This window comes from Sphingomonas sp. GM_Shp_2 (assembly GCF_026540875.1).
Taxonomy (GTDB): Bacteria; Pseudomonadota; Alphaproteobacteria; order Sphingomonadales; family Sphingomonadaceae; genus Sphingomonas; species Sphingomonas carotinifaciens.
On the sequence record NZ_JALNUQ010000017.1, the window covers coordinates 43839 to 58964 of the forward strand.

Below are 15126 nucleotides of genomic sequence, written 5' to 3' on the forward strand. Positions count from 1 at the left end.
CCGGCAGGGGGATTTTCGCGGTTCACTCGGCGCATGCTGATCGGTGGGGGATTGGCGATATGGGCGGCGCCTGCACTGGCACAGCATGTGTTCTATCGTCCTGCGCCGCTGCCGGGCCAGCCGGTCGATCCGGGTGGCGACGATAGCGGCCGCGTCGTGCCCGCGCCGGCGCGCGGCTATTGGCCATTCTCGGGCATCAGTGGTCCGGGCCGACCTGCTACGGATGCGAGTATCGGGCAGGGCTGGGTGTCAGGGCTGCCCGACGTGCGCTACCGGGGCGAGGCGGCACGATCCTATCCGGTGGCGCCGTGGGCCGACGCGGCAAGCGGCCTTGCCGTGCGACAGGGCGTTATGCCCGCGCTGCGGCCCATCCATCATGTCCATATCCGCGACACGATCGTCCGCCCCGGCCCGGACGGCTGGTATTATATGACCGGTTCCACGGGCGACAACATCTGGGCGATGAACGACGGCGTCGAGTTGTGGCGGTCGCGCGACCTGGCGGATTGGGAGTATCGCGGCCTCGTCTGGTCGATCGAGCGCGACGGCCGGTGGGAGCGTCATTGGCGGATGCGCAAGGGCGTGCCGTTTCGGGCACTATGGGCGCCGGAGATCCACTATATCCGCAGCCAGTGGCTGATCTGCCATTCGATGAGCCGCGCCGGGCTCGCCATCCTGCGCTCCACCAGCGGGCGCGCGGAAGGGCCCTATGTCCATGCCTTTTCGCCCGACGCACCGATCCGGGGCGGGATCGATGCCACGCTGTTCGAGGATGACGATGGCTCGGTCTGGCTGACCGCGGGATCGGCGGACGAGATCGTGCGGCTGAAGGACGACCTGTCGGGTCTGGACGGCGCGTGGCAACCGATGACGGGGGAGGGCTGGGACCTGGATCCGCGCCATCACCGCGCGGAATGTGCGAAAAAGGGTTTGCGCCATTTCGGCTATGAGGGCGCCACGCTGTTCAAGCGGGAGGGCCGCTATCATCTTGGCGTCGTCGACCGCTATGACGATCGCTATTCCTTTGCGATGTGGACCGCCGACCGCATTACCGGTCCCTACCGGGATCGCCACGAACTGCCGGATTGCGGCGGGGGCAACGTTTTTCGCGATCACCAGGGCCGCTGGTGGGTGACATGCTTCGGCAATGCGCAGGCGTCGCCCTTTCGGGAGATGCCGGGCCTCGCCCGCATCGCCTTCGACGCGGACGGCCGAATCCGCTTCACCCGCGAACAGCCGTTCGCCACCCGCCCCTTCGATGCAGGAGTGACCGCGTGACCCTCAACCGACGCGAAGCCTTGACCACCGCCGCGCTCGGCACCTCGCTGATCGCTGTGCCGGGCGTGAAGGCACAGCGCACCCCCGCGCCGCCGCCCGCCCGCGGCTATGACAACCAGCGCATACCCGATCTGGGCAACGGCCGTTTCCTCAATCCGCTGATGGCCGGAGACCATCCCGATCCGACCATCCTGAAGGACGGGCGGGATTACTATATGACCTTCTCGACCTTCGACTCCTATCCGGGTCTGGTCATCTGGCATTCGCGCGATCTGGTGAACTGGCGGCCGCTGACCGCTGCGCTCACCCGCAACATCGGCTCGGTATGGGCACCCGAGCTGTGCAAGCACAAGGGCCGCTACTACCTCTACATTCCCACCAAGAACCCGACCACGAGCTGGGTGATCTGGGCCGATCGGATCGAGGGACCGTGGAGCGACCCGATCGACCTGAAGCTGCCCAACCATATCGATCCCGGTCATGCGGTGGGCGAGGACGGCACGCGCTGGCTTTTCCTGTCGGGTGGCGATCGTATCCGGCTGGCGCCCGACGGCCTGTCGACGGTCGGCGCGCCCGAGCATGTCTACGATCCCTGGCGCTATCCGGACAGCTGGGACGTCGAGGGATTCAGCCCGGAGGGACCCAAAGTCCTCCGGCATGGCGAGTATTACTACCTGATCACCGCGGTGGGCGGGACGGCCGGGCCGCCCACCGGGCATATGGTGATCGCGGCGCGGTCGCGATCGATCGACGGGCCGTGGGAACATCATCCGGGCAATCCGCTGGTCCGCACGACCTCGCTGGACGAGAAATGGTGGTCGCGCGGCCATGCCTCGCTGGTGGAGGCCCCGGACGGCAGCTGGTGGTCCGTCTATCATGGCTATGAGAACGGGTTCTGGACGCTGGGACGGCAGACGCTGCTCGACCCCGTCGAATGGACCGCGGACGGCTGGTTCCGGATGAAGGGTGGCGACCTGTCGCAGCCGATGAAGAAGCCGGGCGGCGGGCAGGCGGTGCGCCATGGCCAGGCGCTGTCCGATGACTTCGCCACGCTGGCCTATGGTACCAAATGGAACTTCTTCCGCCCCGGACCCGACGAGCGGCGTCGCGCACGCGTGGAGAACAGGACGCTGCTGCTGGAGGCGCGGGGCAAGGCGCCGTCCGATTCCGCGCCGCTGCTGCTGATCGCGGGCGACCCCGGCTACCGCTTCGAATGCGATATCGAGATCCCGCCGGGCGGCACCGCGGGGCTGATCCTGTTCTATGACGACAAGCTCTATTGCGGGCTGGGCTTCGACGAGAAGCGGTTCGTGACGCATCAATATGGCATCGAGCGGGGGCGACCGGCCAATCCCCATGGGCGCCGCATGCGCCTGCGCGTCGTCAACGACCGGCACATCGTGTCCTTTCACACCAGCGGCGATGATGGGGCGACATGGACGCGGTTCGATCGCGGGATGGAGGTGTCCGGATATCACCACAATGTACGCGGGGGATTTCTGATGCTGCGACCGGGTCTCTATTCGGCGGGGCAGGGCACCGCCCGTTTCCGCGACTTCCGGTTTGCCGCGCTGTGAGGGCACTCCTCCTCCCGCTCGCGCTGCTCGCCCAGCCGGCATTCGCGCAGGATCTGGTGCGCTTCACCCCCGCACAGCCCCTGACCGAGGCGCGGATCGCCGGGCTGCCCCTGGCGCAACAGGCGCCGTGGCGGGCCTATCTTGCGCGTTCGCAGCGGCTGATGACGGCGGACAAGGCGGCGCTTGCCGCCGAGCGCGCCGGAGCGCCGGCGCCCGGGGCGGTGCCGCATGGCCGGTCGGGTGGCGGGGGCATGCCGCTCGACAAGCCTGCCGCCTGGTATGGCGGTACCGAGGCCCGGTTGGTCGCGGACAACATCGTCAGCTTCCAGACGCCGGCCGGCGGCTGGGGCAAGAATCAGGACCGCGATGGTCCGCCGCGCCGACGCGGGCAGGCCTATACCGCGACCGATGTGCCCGGTGCCGCGCGCGACATCGCCGGCCCCACAAACTGGGCGTTCGTCGGCACGATCGACAACAATGCGACCATCCTGGAACTGCGTTTCCTGGCGCGCGTGATCGCTGCGGCACCGGGGCAAGGAACGCCGTATCGCGCCGCGTTCCTTCGCGGTGTCGCGTATCTGTTGGCGGCGCAATATCCCAATGGCGGCTGGCCACAGGTCTTTCCACTGATGGGGGGCTATCACGACGCGGTGACCTTCAACGACGATGCGGTCGCGCAGGTAATCGAACTGCTGCGCGACATCGGCGCGCGGACGGGCGATTTCGCGTTCGTGGACGCCGCCCTCGCCGATCGCGCACGGGCGGCCGCGGTTCGCGGATACGACGCCGTGCTTGCCGCGCAAGTGCGGGTGGGTGGACGCCTCACGATCTGGGGTCAACAACATGACGTGCTGACGCTGGCCCCCACCGCGGCGCGCAATTTCGAGCCCGCGGCGCTCTCCAGCGAAGAAAGCGCCGGACTGCTGGCGTTGCTGATGCGCGTGCCCGATCCTTCGCCGCGCATGGTGGCGGCGGTGCATGCCGGCGCCACGTGGCTGCGCGAGCATGCGGTGTCCGGTGTCGTCTGGGTGCGCGAGGGGCCGGAAGGCCCGCATCTGGAGCAGCGTGCGGGTGCCGGGCCGCTCTGGCCCCGCTTCTACGACATCGCCACCGCCACGCCGATATTCGGTGATCGCGACCGGCTGGTGCGCACCGACGTCAACACGGTCAGCCTGGAGCGGCGCAAGGGCTATAAATGGTGGGGTACCGGCCCGGCCGCGGTGCTGGCGCGCTACGACCGCTGGGCCAAGGCGCACCCGCTGCCGCAATAGGCCGCGTCAGGGGATCAGGTCGCGCGCCAGCTCCGGCACGGCGCGGGACAGCCCCTCCGCCACCTGCCGCGCGAACAGCGCCGCACCCGCCGGCCCCAGATGTGTATAGTCGAAGACCACCGTGGGGCGCGCCTGCGGGCCTTCGCGGACTTCGGTGGTGGGGGCGGCAGAAACCTTGGCCGCGGCGATCGTGGTGCCGGTCAACGCCGCCTTTGCCACGTCGGGCGGGGGCGGCAGCTCCGCCAGATCGGCTGCGGCGCGGGCGCCCATCGCCTGCACTGCCGCGACCGAACTGGCATGCAGGTCGACGAGCGGCGTGTTCGTCTCGCGCGCGATGCGGCGCACCGCCTCGGCCCAGGGCATCAGGTCGTCCTGCAGCGACCCGTCCTTGAACTGGCGCCGGGTCAGCGGTGTCACCAGAACCGGTACCGCGCCTGCCGCGCGCGTTTCCGCGACGTAGCGACGCAAGTTCGCAGGGTATTCGGTCGCCAGATCGGTGCTGCGCCCCGGCTTGCCCGGCTGGTCGTTATGACCGAACTGGATCAGGACGTAGACGCGTTCATAGCCCGGCACCGCCATCTCCGCCCGGGCGATCGCCCAGGACCCTTCCGCCCGGTAGTCGAACGTGCCGCGCCCACCACGCGCCAGATTGACGCACGACACGAACGATACGAGACGCGTCGCGCAGAATGCACCGCCCCAGCCGCTGTTCGTCTGTATGGTCGAATCCCCCACCAGGATCACCTTGCGCACCGTAATCGGGCGGATCGCGGCACGTGCAGCCGCATCCGTCACCGCCGCAGGGCCCGAAGTGACGGGCGCCGGGATCACCGTCGGCCGCTGCTGCGCGGTGGCGGGCAGCGCGCCGATCAGCGCGGTTCCGGCGATCAGGAGCGGGCGGATCGAGGCAGCCATGCAGTATCTCCCTTGAAAAAGGCGGAAAGGGTCCAGCGCGCCGCCTGGTCCGCGGTCAGCTGCTGTGAAAAGGGCGTGCGCGTAGCCGGGCTCGCGCCCCGCCCGGTGGAGCGGTATTCGGCATAGGTTGCGGTGCGCAGGGTATCGGTCTTGCCCGGCGACCATTCGGTCCAGCCTTCCGGCAGGACGGGCGCGTCCATGCGGGTGTTGAGGTAGATGACGGTCGCATAGGGCCGCCAGGCGCGCCCCAGGGAGATCATCTGCGCGCCCGGATCGGCGGTGAGCCGGCACCGATCGAAGACATAGCCGCTGTCCTCCTCACGCGTCAGCTTGCTCTGCGCGGTGTACATTACGCTATCATGCGCCAGCGCGTGAATGCGACAGCGATGGAAATAGGCCTTGGCATCGCCAAAGATGAAATCCACGTCGCCCTCGATATAGCAGTTCGAAAAATACTGCCGCGCCATGCGCTTGTTCGGTCCTTTGCCCGCAAACAACGTGTCCTGCGCACCGAGCAGCCGTATGCCGTCGCCCACTACCCGATCCCCCGTCACGGCCAGCGCCACGGCCTGACTACGCGCCTGCGCCCGATCCCGCTGCCAATCATTCGCGACGGTAAGGCGCAGCAGCCGCAGATCGTCCCCCGTGGCCGTAAGCGTCGCCGAACGGACCGTGCCGCCCGCGCTCTTCGCGCTGTCGCCATAGACCAGTACCACCGCCGCGGCGTTTCGCCCGGTGCCACGCAGCGTTACCCGCGGCTTGGCGACCGTCAGCTTTTCACGATAGGTGCCAGGCGCGATCCGGACTTCTCCGCCGGTCGCGGGCAGTGCATCGATCGCCGCCTGCACGCTCGTATAGGTCGCACCGGGGCCGACGCTTAGCGAGACGGGTCCGGGCGCTGCACCCAGAAGCATGATGAACAACGGTGACGCAAGCACCAGTCGCGAGCATCCAGCATGGCGCTGCCGGCTGTATGGCATCATCTCTCCCACCTTATGACACCGGTGTCTTGTCGAACTCTGGACGACTTCCGGTGCACTTTCAAGAGGGTGTGCCGTTGCCGATGTTTACCGCGCCGATCAGCTTGGCGGGGCCGGCAAACCATTGAAAAACCAAACGCATTGACTCAATGATATACCATAACACATGGGTGCCCCATTCAGGATGAGTGGGGTAAAGACGGTGTGTTTCGAAAAGCTTAGGTTGGGCATCACAGTGTCTTGCGCTGCGGCTGCCTTTGCGATCTGCGCCGCCGAGCCGGTCTCGGGGCAGGAGGCTTCTGTCGAACGCGAGAAAGGGAGAGACGACGAACGTCGACCGCGTCACACCGACATCGTGGTCACTGGCCAGTCGTTGAGCGTGGAGGAGTCGCCACTACCGGTCCAGGTCCTGGCGGGTGAGGATCTGGCGCATCGCCGCCAGGGCGGATTGGGTGAAACACTGGCGGGCCTGCCGGGTGTTCACCTCGACAATTTCGGGGGCGGGGCGTCGCGACCGGTCATCCGCGGACAGACGCTGCCGCGGATCGAGATCCTGAGCGATGGTGCCAATCTGTACGATGCTTCATCGGTTTCGCCGGATCACGCCATCACGACCGATCCGCTACTGCTCGATGCGATCGAAATCCAGCGCGGACCCGCGGCTGTCCGCTATGGCGGTAACGCGAGCAACGGCGCAATCAATCTCATCGACGGCAAGATTCCCAAGACCTTGCCCGTCGGCGGGCTGACCGGTGCGACCGAGATACGCTACGGCACCGGTGATCAGGAAAAGACCGTCGTTGGCCGTGTCACCGGCAGCCTTGGCCAGTTTGCCGTCCATGCCGAGGGCGCACGTCGAGCGGCCGAAGACTATGCCGTGCCGGGCAGCTACGGGTCCGACACGCTGCGTGATTCCTTCGCCCAGAGCACCAGCTATGCCGTTGGCACTTCCTGGGTCACGGCCAAGGGATATCTTGGCGCCGCTTATACAAGGGTCGAGAACCGGTATGGCCTGCCCGGACATAGCCATGCCAATGGTGTTTGCCACCTGCATGGCTACCCTTTTCCCGAGCCAGGTCAGATCGACCTGCACTGCGTGGGGCATGGCAGTTATCAGAACCCGTTCACGAACCCCGATAGCGATACCGCGCTGATCAATCTGCGCAGCGAACGCGTCGACGTGCGCGCAGACTATGTCGATCCGCTGCCGGGCATCGCGAATGTCCGGGTCAGGGGATCGTACACGGACTACCGCCATGACGAGATTGACGGGCCGATCCTATACAGCCGCTACACGAACGAGGTTTGGGATGGGCGTCTGGAGCTTACCCATAAACCGCTGTTCGGCTTCACCGGCACGTTGGGTGCCCAATATACCGACGGCACGTTCAACGGCCTCAACCTCATCAACCTGCATGTTCCGCCGTCGGATGGCCTGGGCTTTCATGGCACGCCCGATTATCGAACAAGGAGCGTCGGCATCTTCCTGAACGAGCGTCGCAGCTTCGGCGCGGTCGATATCGAACTGGCTGCACGCCAGGACTGGCGCACGATAAGCGTCCCGGTTCCGGGCGCATTCTACATCAACCTCGAAGAGGAATATCAGGGCTATTACATCGACACCTATGGCGCGAACTGGCGGGAAGCCGTCGAACAGGAATATCGCGCATGGTGGGTCGAGGACAATCCGGACCGCAAGCACAACCCCTTTTCAGCCTCGGTCGGGGCGACCTGGAACATCCGGGGTGGCTATTCGATAGCATTGTCGCTGGCGCATACGGAGCGGGCGCCGAACATGCGCGAACTGTTCGCTGACGGCAGCAACCTTGCGACCAACAGCTATGAGGTTGGCCTGTTGGCAAGTCCGAACTTCGTCAAGACCTATCTGCCGGACGAGATGCTGGCCGACGATGACGTCATGGAGCGGACCAGGGCAGCCAACGTCACTTTTCGCAAGGCGGGCGGGCCGCTCGCTTACGAAGTCGGCATATTCTATCAGAAGGTCGACAACTATATCTTTGCGCATCTTCTGGAAACGGAGGTTGGAACGGGAACCCGGCACAACTTCCTGCTCTACACGGCCGTCGATGCCGAGTTCTACGGTGTGGATGGCCAGGTGAGCTACCAGCCGACGTCAGCCTCACGCGTCACCGTCTTTGGTGACTATGTCCGTGCGAATGTCAGGAACAGCGACGACAATCTGCCCCGCATCCCGCCAGGGCGGCTGGGTACGCGTTACGAACACAGGGTGGGGCCTCTGTCGGGCGACGTGGAATATTCGCATAGCTTCGGGCAGGACAGTGTCGCATCCTATGAGACACCCACATCCGGCTATGACCTGGTGAACGCGACGCTCAGCTACCGGTTCGATCTGGGTCAGGCCAAGGCGGTCGAGCTCTATGTCCGGGGTACGAACCTGCTCAACGATCTGGCGTTCGTGCACACGTCGTTCGTCAAGGATCAGTCACCGCTGCGCGGGCGCAATTTCGTGATCGGGATGCGCCACGCGTTTTGAGGGAAGCGGTGCCCAAAGCTACAGCTACACCGACGGCGAAGGCTTGCTGCCGCCGCGTGCAGCCTAGCTTTTCCGGAACGCCGGGCCATGCTCCACGAAGGGGCGTGGTTCATGGCTCAAAGCGTCGAGGATAAATTTTCCAAAGCATACGTCCTACGATGCAGCAGACGCTGGATCGCATGACGACCGACGTTGATTGCAGCCCGGTCCGCGTGGATCAGCCAGCGCGACAGGAGCGGGTGAAGACGGACATCCGCGGATGCGGAAGCGGGCTCAACCCTGCCGCAACCGATCGCAGGCGATCGTTGCCGCCTCCTGGACATGCTCGCGACACGCCGCTGCTGCAGCGTCCGGTTCATGCGCCTCGATCAGGGAGACGATGCGCGTCAGTCGGCTGAGGCCCGCGGCTTGCCGCCCGACCACCGATAGCGTCATCGCGCGAAGCTGGCTTATCCGGCTGTTCAGCCTTTGCACGATTTCCCACGCAATATCATGCCCGCCGGTCGTGAAGATGATCTCGTAGAACCGCGTGGTCGCCCGCAACGCACCCGTGGGATTCCGGTCCTTGTGTGCTTGCGCAATGTCCTGAAGTGCGGCGTGCAGGTCCTGGATCGTCGTGGCGGTCGCCACCCGCGCGCAAGCCGCGACGGCGGAGGATTCGAGCTGGACGCGGATTTCATAGATCTGTTCGGCCTGCCCCACGCTCAGGCTGGCAAGGCGTGGGCCGGAGGGCGTGCCTTCCACCAAGCCTTCGGACTCAAGGTTGCGGATAACCTCCCGAATGACGGATCGGCTTACCCCCAGACGCTCGGTGAGCGTGCGCTCCACCAGCCGTTCGCCGGGTGCGATCCGCCCTTCCAATATCGCGTCGCGCATCCTGTCCAGCGCCATGAGGCGTAGTGTTTGCGGCCTGGTCTCGATCCTGTCCAACGCGTTCATCCGTCCATGTCCCCCATCTTGCCGATCCAATCCATATGATCCCTGTTGTCAACGTGCAATCTCATGGTATACCAACAGACAGAATACGAGGGAGAGCAGGCATGGCTTTGAACATCCGTAAGATCGTGACCTATAACGAAGAGGTCCGGATCGAAGGCGAGCGCGCGGCAGACCGCCCCGTCACCACCGTCATGGTGGCAGCCGTCCTTACAAATCCATGGGCGGGACGGGGTTTCGTCGAGGATCTTCAGCCGGAGATCCAGGCCAATGCGTCCGATCTGGGCGCGCTGATCGTTGCCCGGCTGGTCGCCGCGATCGGAGGCGCCGACCGGATCGAGGCGTACGGCAAGGCCGCGGTGGTGGGAGCGAACGGCGAGATCGAACATGCCTCTGCGCTGATCCACACGCTGCGCTTCGGCAATCATTATCGGGAGGCGGTGAACGCTAAATCCTATCTCAGCTTCACCAACAAGCGTGGCGGACTGGGTACGTCGATCCAGGTGCCGATGATGCACAAGGACGATGAAGGACAGCGGTCGCATTATATCACTGCCGAATTCTCGATCAGCGACGCGCCGTTGGCCGATGAAATCGTGGTCGTTCTGGGCGCGGCGGATGCCGGACGCGTGCATCCGCGTATCGGCAACCGCTACCTGGATCTGGAGGCGATCGCGGCAGAGAAGCAGGCGCAGGCCTGATGAGGGCGGCGCACGCGCTGCGGCCGGTGCCGCCCCCGGCGGGATATCGCGACACCGGCGGTGAAGGCCCCGTGGTCGTGCTGATCCATGGCGTCGGGCTGGACAAGGACATGTGGGCCGCCCAGGTGGAGGCGCTGCGCATCGATTGCCGCGTTATCGCGGTGGACATGCTCGGCCATGGTGACAGTCCACAGCCTCCCGCCGGCGCGACGTTGGAAGATTATGCCGAGCATCTGCGTGGGGTGCTGGATGCGCTGGGCGTGGCGAGCGCGGTACTCATCGGATTTTCCATGGGTGCGCTGGTGGCCAGAGCCTTCGCGCTGGCATGGCCCGACCGGGTGGCCGCATTGGTGCTGTTGAACGGAGTGTTCGCCCGCTCGCCCGAGGTGCGTGCCGCGATCGTGGCGCGCGTCGCGGAGGTGGAGGCGCACGGGCCGGCGGCGAATCTCGATGCTGCGCTCGAACGATGGTTCAGCCCGGACGTCCGGCGCATCCATGCGGACTATATCGCACGGCTGCGTGACCGGTTCGCGGCCAACGATCCTGTCGGCTATGCCCGCAGCTATCGCCTGTTCGCCACCGAGGATGCCTATGGGCTCGACCGGCTGGGCGAAATCGCCGCCCCCACGCTGGTTGCCACCGGCGAGCATGACGTGGGATCGACGCCGGCGATGGCGCAGGCGCTGGCCTCGCACATTACGGGCGCGGCGGTGCGCGTCATACCCGGCGCACGTCACATGATGCCGGTGGAGATGCCGGACGAAACCAACGCGCTGCTGCGCGGCTTCCTCCAATCCGTCGCGCCGCAAAGGCGTGTCCCCGGAGATCGCTGATGTTGACCGAATTCCTGATGCTGGTGAACGGCGAACGGGTGAGCGCCCGGTCCGGCCGGACCTATCAATCGCTGAACCCCGCTACCGGGGAGCCATGGTCGGTGCTGCCCGATGCCGATGAGGCGGACGTGGATCGCGCGGTACAGGCGGCCGATGCGGCGTTTCGCGATGCCGCCTGGACGAAGCTAACCGCGACTGCGCGGGGCAAGCTGCTGCGCCGACTGGGCGACCTGATCGCCGAGCATGCCGGCGAACTCGCCGAGCTGGAAACGCGCGATAATGGCAAGCTCATCCGCGAAACCCGCGGGCAACTCGCCTACCTACCTGAATTCTTCCATTATACCGCCGGGCTGGCCGACAAGCTGGAAGGCGGCACGCTGCCGATCGACAAGGCCGACATGTTCGCCTTTACCGTGCCGCAGCCACTTGGCGTGGTCGCCGCGATCGTGCCGTGGAACAGCCCGCTCTATCTGACCGCGATCAAGCTGGCGCCAGCGCTCGCCGCGGGCAATACAATGGTCATCAAGCCCTCCGAACATGCCTCCGCCAGCATCCTGCGCATGGCCGAGCTGGTGGCGCAGGCGGGCTTTCCCGCAGGCGTGGTCAACGTCGTCACCGGCTATGGCGCCGGGGCGGGTGCCGCACTGACGCGGCATCCGCTTGTGCGGCGGGTTGCGTTTACGGGTGGGCCGGCGACGGCGCGGCACGTGGTGCGGGCGACGGCGGACAATTTCGCGAAGCTGTCGCTGGAACTGGGTGGGAAATCGGCGAACATCGTGTTCGGGGATGCGGACCTGGAAGGGGCGGTGAACGGGGCGGTCGCGGGGATCTATGCCGCGTCGGGGCAGAGTTGCGTCGCGGGGTCGCGCCTGCTGGTGCAGGATGCGATCTACGACAGGTTCGTCGCTGCGCTGACCGAGCGTATGAAGCGGATTGCGATCGGCGATCCGATCGACCCGGCGTCCGACATGGGACCGATGGCGACCGAGCAACAGCTGGGCGTGGTCGAGACGATGGTGGCGCGCGCACGCGAACAGGGCGTCACGGTGCTGGCCGGCGGCAAGCGGCCGGACCGGGCGGGCTGGTTCTACGAGCCGACGCTGCTGGAATGCGCCAGCGATACGCTGGACATCGTGCAGAACGAGGTATTCGGCCCCGTCGCCGCGCTGCTGCGCTTCCGCGACGAGGCGGAGGCGGTCGCACTGGCGAACGGCACTGAATATGCGCTGGCGGCGGGCATCTGGACGCGCGACCTGGCACGCGGGCATCGCATGGCGCGCGACGTCCATGCGGGCATCGTCTGGGTCAACACCTACCGCGCGGTATCCGCCATGGCCCCGATCGGCGGATACGGCGCCAGCGGCTATGGCCGCGAGGGCGGGATCCATTCCGTCCTGGATTATACCGAACCGAAAACCGTGTGGGTCAACCTGTCGGAGCAACCGATGGGGGACCCGTTCGTGATGCGCTGAGGAGAGAAAATGATGACGGACGCTTCCATCGATCCGGACCTGTTCCGGCAGGCGCTGGCGGGGTTTCCCTCGGGGGTGACGGTGGTCACCACGCTGGGCGACGATCGCCGCATGGTCGGCTTCACCGCCAGTGCGTTCAGTTCGCTGTCGCTCGATCCGCCTCTGGTGCTGGTGTGCCCGGCGCTGACCTCGTCCACCTATCCGCATCTGGTGCGACGCCAGCGCTTTGCGATCCACATCCTGGCGGCCGGCCAGCAGGCGATAGCAATGGCCTTTGCGTCGAAGGGCACGGACAAGGTCGCGGCGCTGGACTGGCGGGAAAGCGAACTCGGCAATCCTATCCTGCCCGGTGCGGCCTGCGTGATCGAATGCACGCTGTGGCGGGACTATGAGGGCGGCGACCACGCGATCGTCGTCGGCGCCGTGCAACGGATCGATCACGCCGATCAACCCGTTCTGCTGTATCACCGAGGTGCCATGGCGGATCATCCGCCGATCGCGGAGGCCGCATGACGCTGAAAGACTTGCATCCCTGGCGCGAGGGCGCGCTGATCGACGGCACTTGGATTGCGGCATTGCCCGGTCAGGGCACCCCCGTCCATGATCCTGCCGATGGCGCGCAGATCGCCGAAGTGCCGTCGCTGGGCGCCGAGGAAACCCGGCGTGCGATCGCCGCGGCGCAGGCCGCGCTGGGCGGCTGGCGCGCGCGTCCGGCGGGTGAGCGCGCGGATATCCTGATGCGGTGGTATGCGCTGATGCTGGAGCATCAGGAGGGGCTGGCGCGGATATTGACCGGGGAGCAGGGCAAGCCACTGGCCGAGGCGAGGGGCGAGATACTGTACGCGGCGGGGTTCCTCCGCTGGTTCGCCGAGGAGGCGCGGCGGATCGATGGCGAGATCATCCCGGCACCGCGCAGCACCCAGCGCATCCTGGTGTGGCAGGAGCCGGTGGGCGTCACCGCCGCGATCACGCCGTGGAACTTCCCCGCCGCGATGGTGACCCGCAAGGTCGCGCCGGCGCTGGCGGCGGGTTGCACGATGATCCTGAAGCCCGCGCCGGAAACGCCGCTGACCGCGCTCGCCCTTGGCGCACTGGCCGAGGAGGCAGGGGTGCCCGCCGGCGTGTTCAACATCGTACCCGGCGATGCCGCGGCGATCGGCGGCGCGCTGATGGACAGTCCGGTGGTCCGCAAGCTGTCCTTTACCGGGTCGACCCCGGTCGGGCGCATGCTCTACGCGCAGGCAGCCCCGACGCTGAAGCGGCTGTCGCTCGAACTTGGCGGCAACGCGCCCTTTGTCGTGTTCGACGATGCCGATCTGGATGCGGCGGTGGACGGCGCGATGCTGGGCAAGTTCCGCAATGCGGGCCAGACCTGTGTCTGCGTCAATCGCTTCCTGGTGCAGGACGCGGTGCACGACCAGTTCGTCGATCGCCTGCGCGAACGCATCGCCAAACTGGTCGTCGGCCCCGGCACGGACCCCGGCGTCACCATCGGCCCGCTGATCAACGAGCGCGCGGTGGTGAAGGTGGACGATCATGTCGCCGATGCGGTGCGCCGTGGCGGTCGACTGGTGGCCGGCGGCAAGCGCGACCATGGCCTGTTCTACCAGCCGACGCTGATTGCCGATGTCCCCGCCGATGCGCAGATCGCACGCGACGAAACCTTTGGACCGCTGGCCGGCATCATCCGCTTCCACACCGAGGAGGAGGCGATCCGGCTGGCCAACTACACCGAATTCGGGCTCGCCGCTTATGTCTATACCCGCGACATCGGCCGCGCGATGCGCGTATCCGGGGCATTGGAATATGGCATGGTCGGGCTGAACGAGGCGGCGATCTCCACCGAGGTGGCGCCGTTCGGCGGCATCAAGGCATCGGGCATGGGACGCGAGGGATCGCGCCACGGCATCGCCGAATATCTTGAACTGAAATATGTGATGATGGGCGGGCTGTAGCGGCCGGACTCGCTGGTTAACGGCGGTGCAATTTCGCACCCCGGCCATGTGGACAAAAGGGGTACATGCCGACTAGGGCGACGCCGTGGCTGCGTCCTTGTTTCTTCTTCTTGCAGTGGTGTTGGCGTTTACCGGCGGCGTAGGGCCATGGGTGATCATGGGCACGGTGGTGGTCGCCACCGCCGCCGGTACCAGCCTGCCCGATCTGGATACTCCGCTGAAGCTGCGGCATCGCAGCGCGATGCTGCACAGCATCCTGCCGATGCTGGTCGCATTCCAGGACAGGCGAACCTGGCCCGTCGCGGCCGGGTTGGGCTTCGGCATCGGACTGCATCTGGCCGCCGACTTGTTTCCCAGCAAGATGCGCGGATTTGCCACGATCAAGCTGCCGCTATGGGGCTCGATCGGGCCGGGGCTGTCCTATGTGTGGATCGCCGCCAATGCCGCGGCCAACCTGGTCGGCGCGATGATGATCCTCAGCCGCATCGCCGACCGGCAGATGATGATGGGCGTGCTGGTGGGCGTGGGGGTGCTAGGCATCGCCTACCTCATGCGTACCGATGGCGGCTGGTGTGCGCTGGCGATGTTCGCGGTGATCGGGTGGCTGGCCCTGCGATAGCGTAACCTGCATCTGCGTCTTGGAAAACTTTCGGGGCCGTTCGCGCGTTGGGGCGCGGCAGTACCAAAGGAGAA

13 protein-coding genes are annotated in these 15126 nt (G+C 66.2%); 10 read left to right on the forward strand and 3 right to left on the reverse strand.

Features of this window, described 5'->3' with window-relative positions; all coding sequences use genetic code 11:
- Positions 1-33: 33 nt before the first annotated feature.
- The 3 genes from OXR08_RS08360 to pelA are packed head-to-tail and all read left to right on the forward strand — an operon-like array spanning position 34 to position 4126.
- A complete protein-coding gene (locus tag OXR08_RS08360; RefSeq protein ID WP_205411640.1) occupies positions 34-1278 on the forward strand; it encodes a family 43 glycosylhydrolase in 1245 nt (414 codons plus the stop codon).
- On the forward strand, positions 1275-2855 hold the full coding sequence (locus tag OXR08_RS08365) for a family 43 glycosylhydrolase (protein WP_267349284.1): 1581 nt from the start codon (positions 1275-1277) through the stop codon (positions 2853-2855). Before OXR08_RS08360 ends, OXR08_RS08365 begins: the two co-directional genes overlap by 4 nt.
- Positions 2852-4126 carry a pectate lyase gene (pelA, locus tag OXR08_RS08370; RefSeq protein WP_240313546.1) on the forward strand — a complete coding sequence of 425 codons (1275 nt, stop codon included), beginning with the start codon at positions 2852-2854 and terminating at the stop codon, positions 4124-4126. Before OXR08_RS08365 ends, pelA begins: the two co-directional genes overlap by 4 nt.
- A 6-nt stretch (positions 4127-4132) precedes the next feature.
- Here the strand turns inward: pelA and OXR08_RS08375 are convergent, their stop codons facing one another.
- The gene (locus OXR08_RS08375; RefSeq protein WP_112383105.1) at positions 4133-5041 is read right to left on the reverse strand and encodes a rhamnogalacturonan acetylesterase; all 909 of its coding nucleotides are present in this window, start codon (positions 5039-5041) and stop codon (positions 4133-4135) included.
- On the reverse strand, positions 5014-5955 hold the full coding sequence (locus OXR08_RS08380) for a pectinesterase family protein (protein WP_112383177.1): 942 nt from the start codon (positions 5953-5955) through the stop codon (positions 5014-5016). The genes OXR08_RS08375 and OXR08_RS08380 overlap by 28 nt, the downstream gene beginning before the upstream one ends.
- Before the next feature lie 232 nt (positions 5956-6187).
- On the opposite strand from OXR08_RS08380, the gene OXR08_RS08385 reads away from it, so the two are divergent.
- Entirely contained in the window at positions 6188-8536 is a 2349-nt protein-coding gene (locus OXR08_RS08385) for a TonB-dependent receptor (RefSeq protein ID WP_267349285.1), read from the forward strand.
- A gap of 273 nt (positions 8537-8809) precedes the next feature.
- Here the strand turns inward: OXR08_RS08385 and OXR08_RS08390 are convergent, their stop codons facing one another.
- Positions 8810-9427, reverse strand: a complete 618-nt coding sequence (locus OXR08_RS08390) for a GntR family transcriptional regulator (RefSeq protein WP_267349286.1) — start codon at positions 9425-9427, stop codon at positions 8810-8812.
- Between the two features lie 149 nt (positions 9428-9576).
- Here OXR08_RS08390 and OXR08_RS08395 point away from each other — a divergent pair, with 149 nt between their 5' ends.
- From OXR08_RS08395 to OXR08_RS08420, 6 genes are all read left to right on the forward strand, one after another.
- Entirely contained in the window at positions 9577-10173 is a 597-nt protein-coding gene (locus OXR08_RS08395) for an amino acid synthesis family protein (protein WP_112383102.1), read from the forward strand.
- Positions 10173-11006 carry an alpha/beta fold hydrolase gene (locus tag OXR08_RS08400; protein ID WP_267349287.1) on the forward strand — a complete coding sequence of 278 codons (834 nt, stop codon included), beginning with the start codon at positions 10173-10175 and terminating at the stop codon, positions 11004-11006. The genes OXR08_RS08395 and OXR08_RS08400 overlap by 1 nt, the downstream gene beginning before the upstream one ends.
- Complete coding sequence (locus tag OXR08_RS08405; RefSeq protein ID WP_267349288.1) at positions 11006-12478, forward strand: aldehyde dehydrogenase; 1473 nt, start codon at positions 11006-11008, stop codon at positions 12476-12478. The genes OXR08_RS08400 and OXR08_RS08405 overlap by 1 nt, the downstream gene beginning before the upstream one ends.
- Before the next feature lie 12 nt (positions 12479-12490).
- Positions 12491-12991 (forward strand): flavin reductase family protein, encoded by a 501-nt coding sequence (locus OXR08_RS08410; RefSeq protein ID WP_112383176.1) that lies wholly within the window; start codon positions 12491-12493, stop codon positions 12989-12991.
- Complete coding sequence (locus OXR08_RS08415) at positions 12988-14433, forward strand: NAD-dependent succinate-semialdehyde dehydrogenase (RefSeq protein WP_276589400.1); 1446 nt, start codon at positions 12988-12990, stop codon at positions 14431-14433. Before OXR08_RS08410 ends, OXR08_RS08415 begins: the two co-directional genes overlap by 4 nt.
- Before the next feature lie 97 nt (positions 14434-14530).
- Positions 14531-15052, forward strand: a complete 522-nt coding sequence (locus OXR08_RS08420) for a hypothetical protein (protein WP_267349289.1) — start codon at positions 14531-14533, stop codon at positions 15050-15052.
- Positions 15053-15126 lie beyond the last annotated feature (74 nt).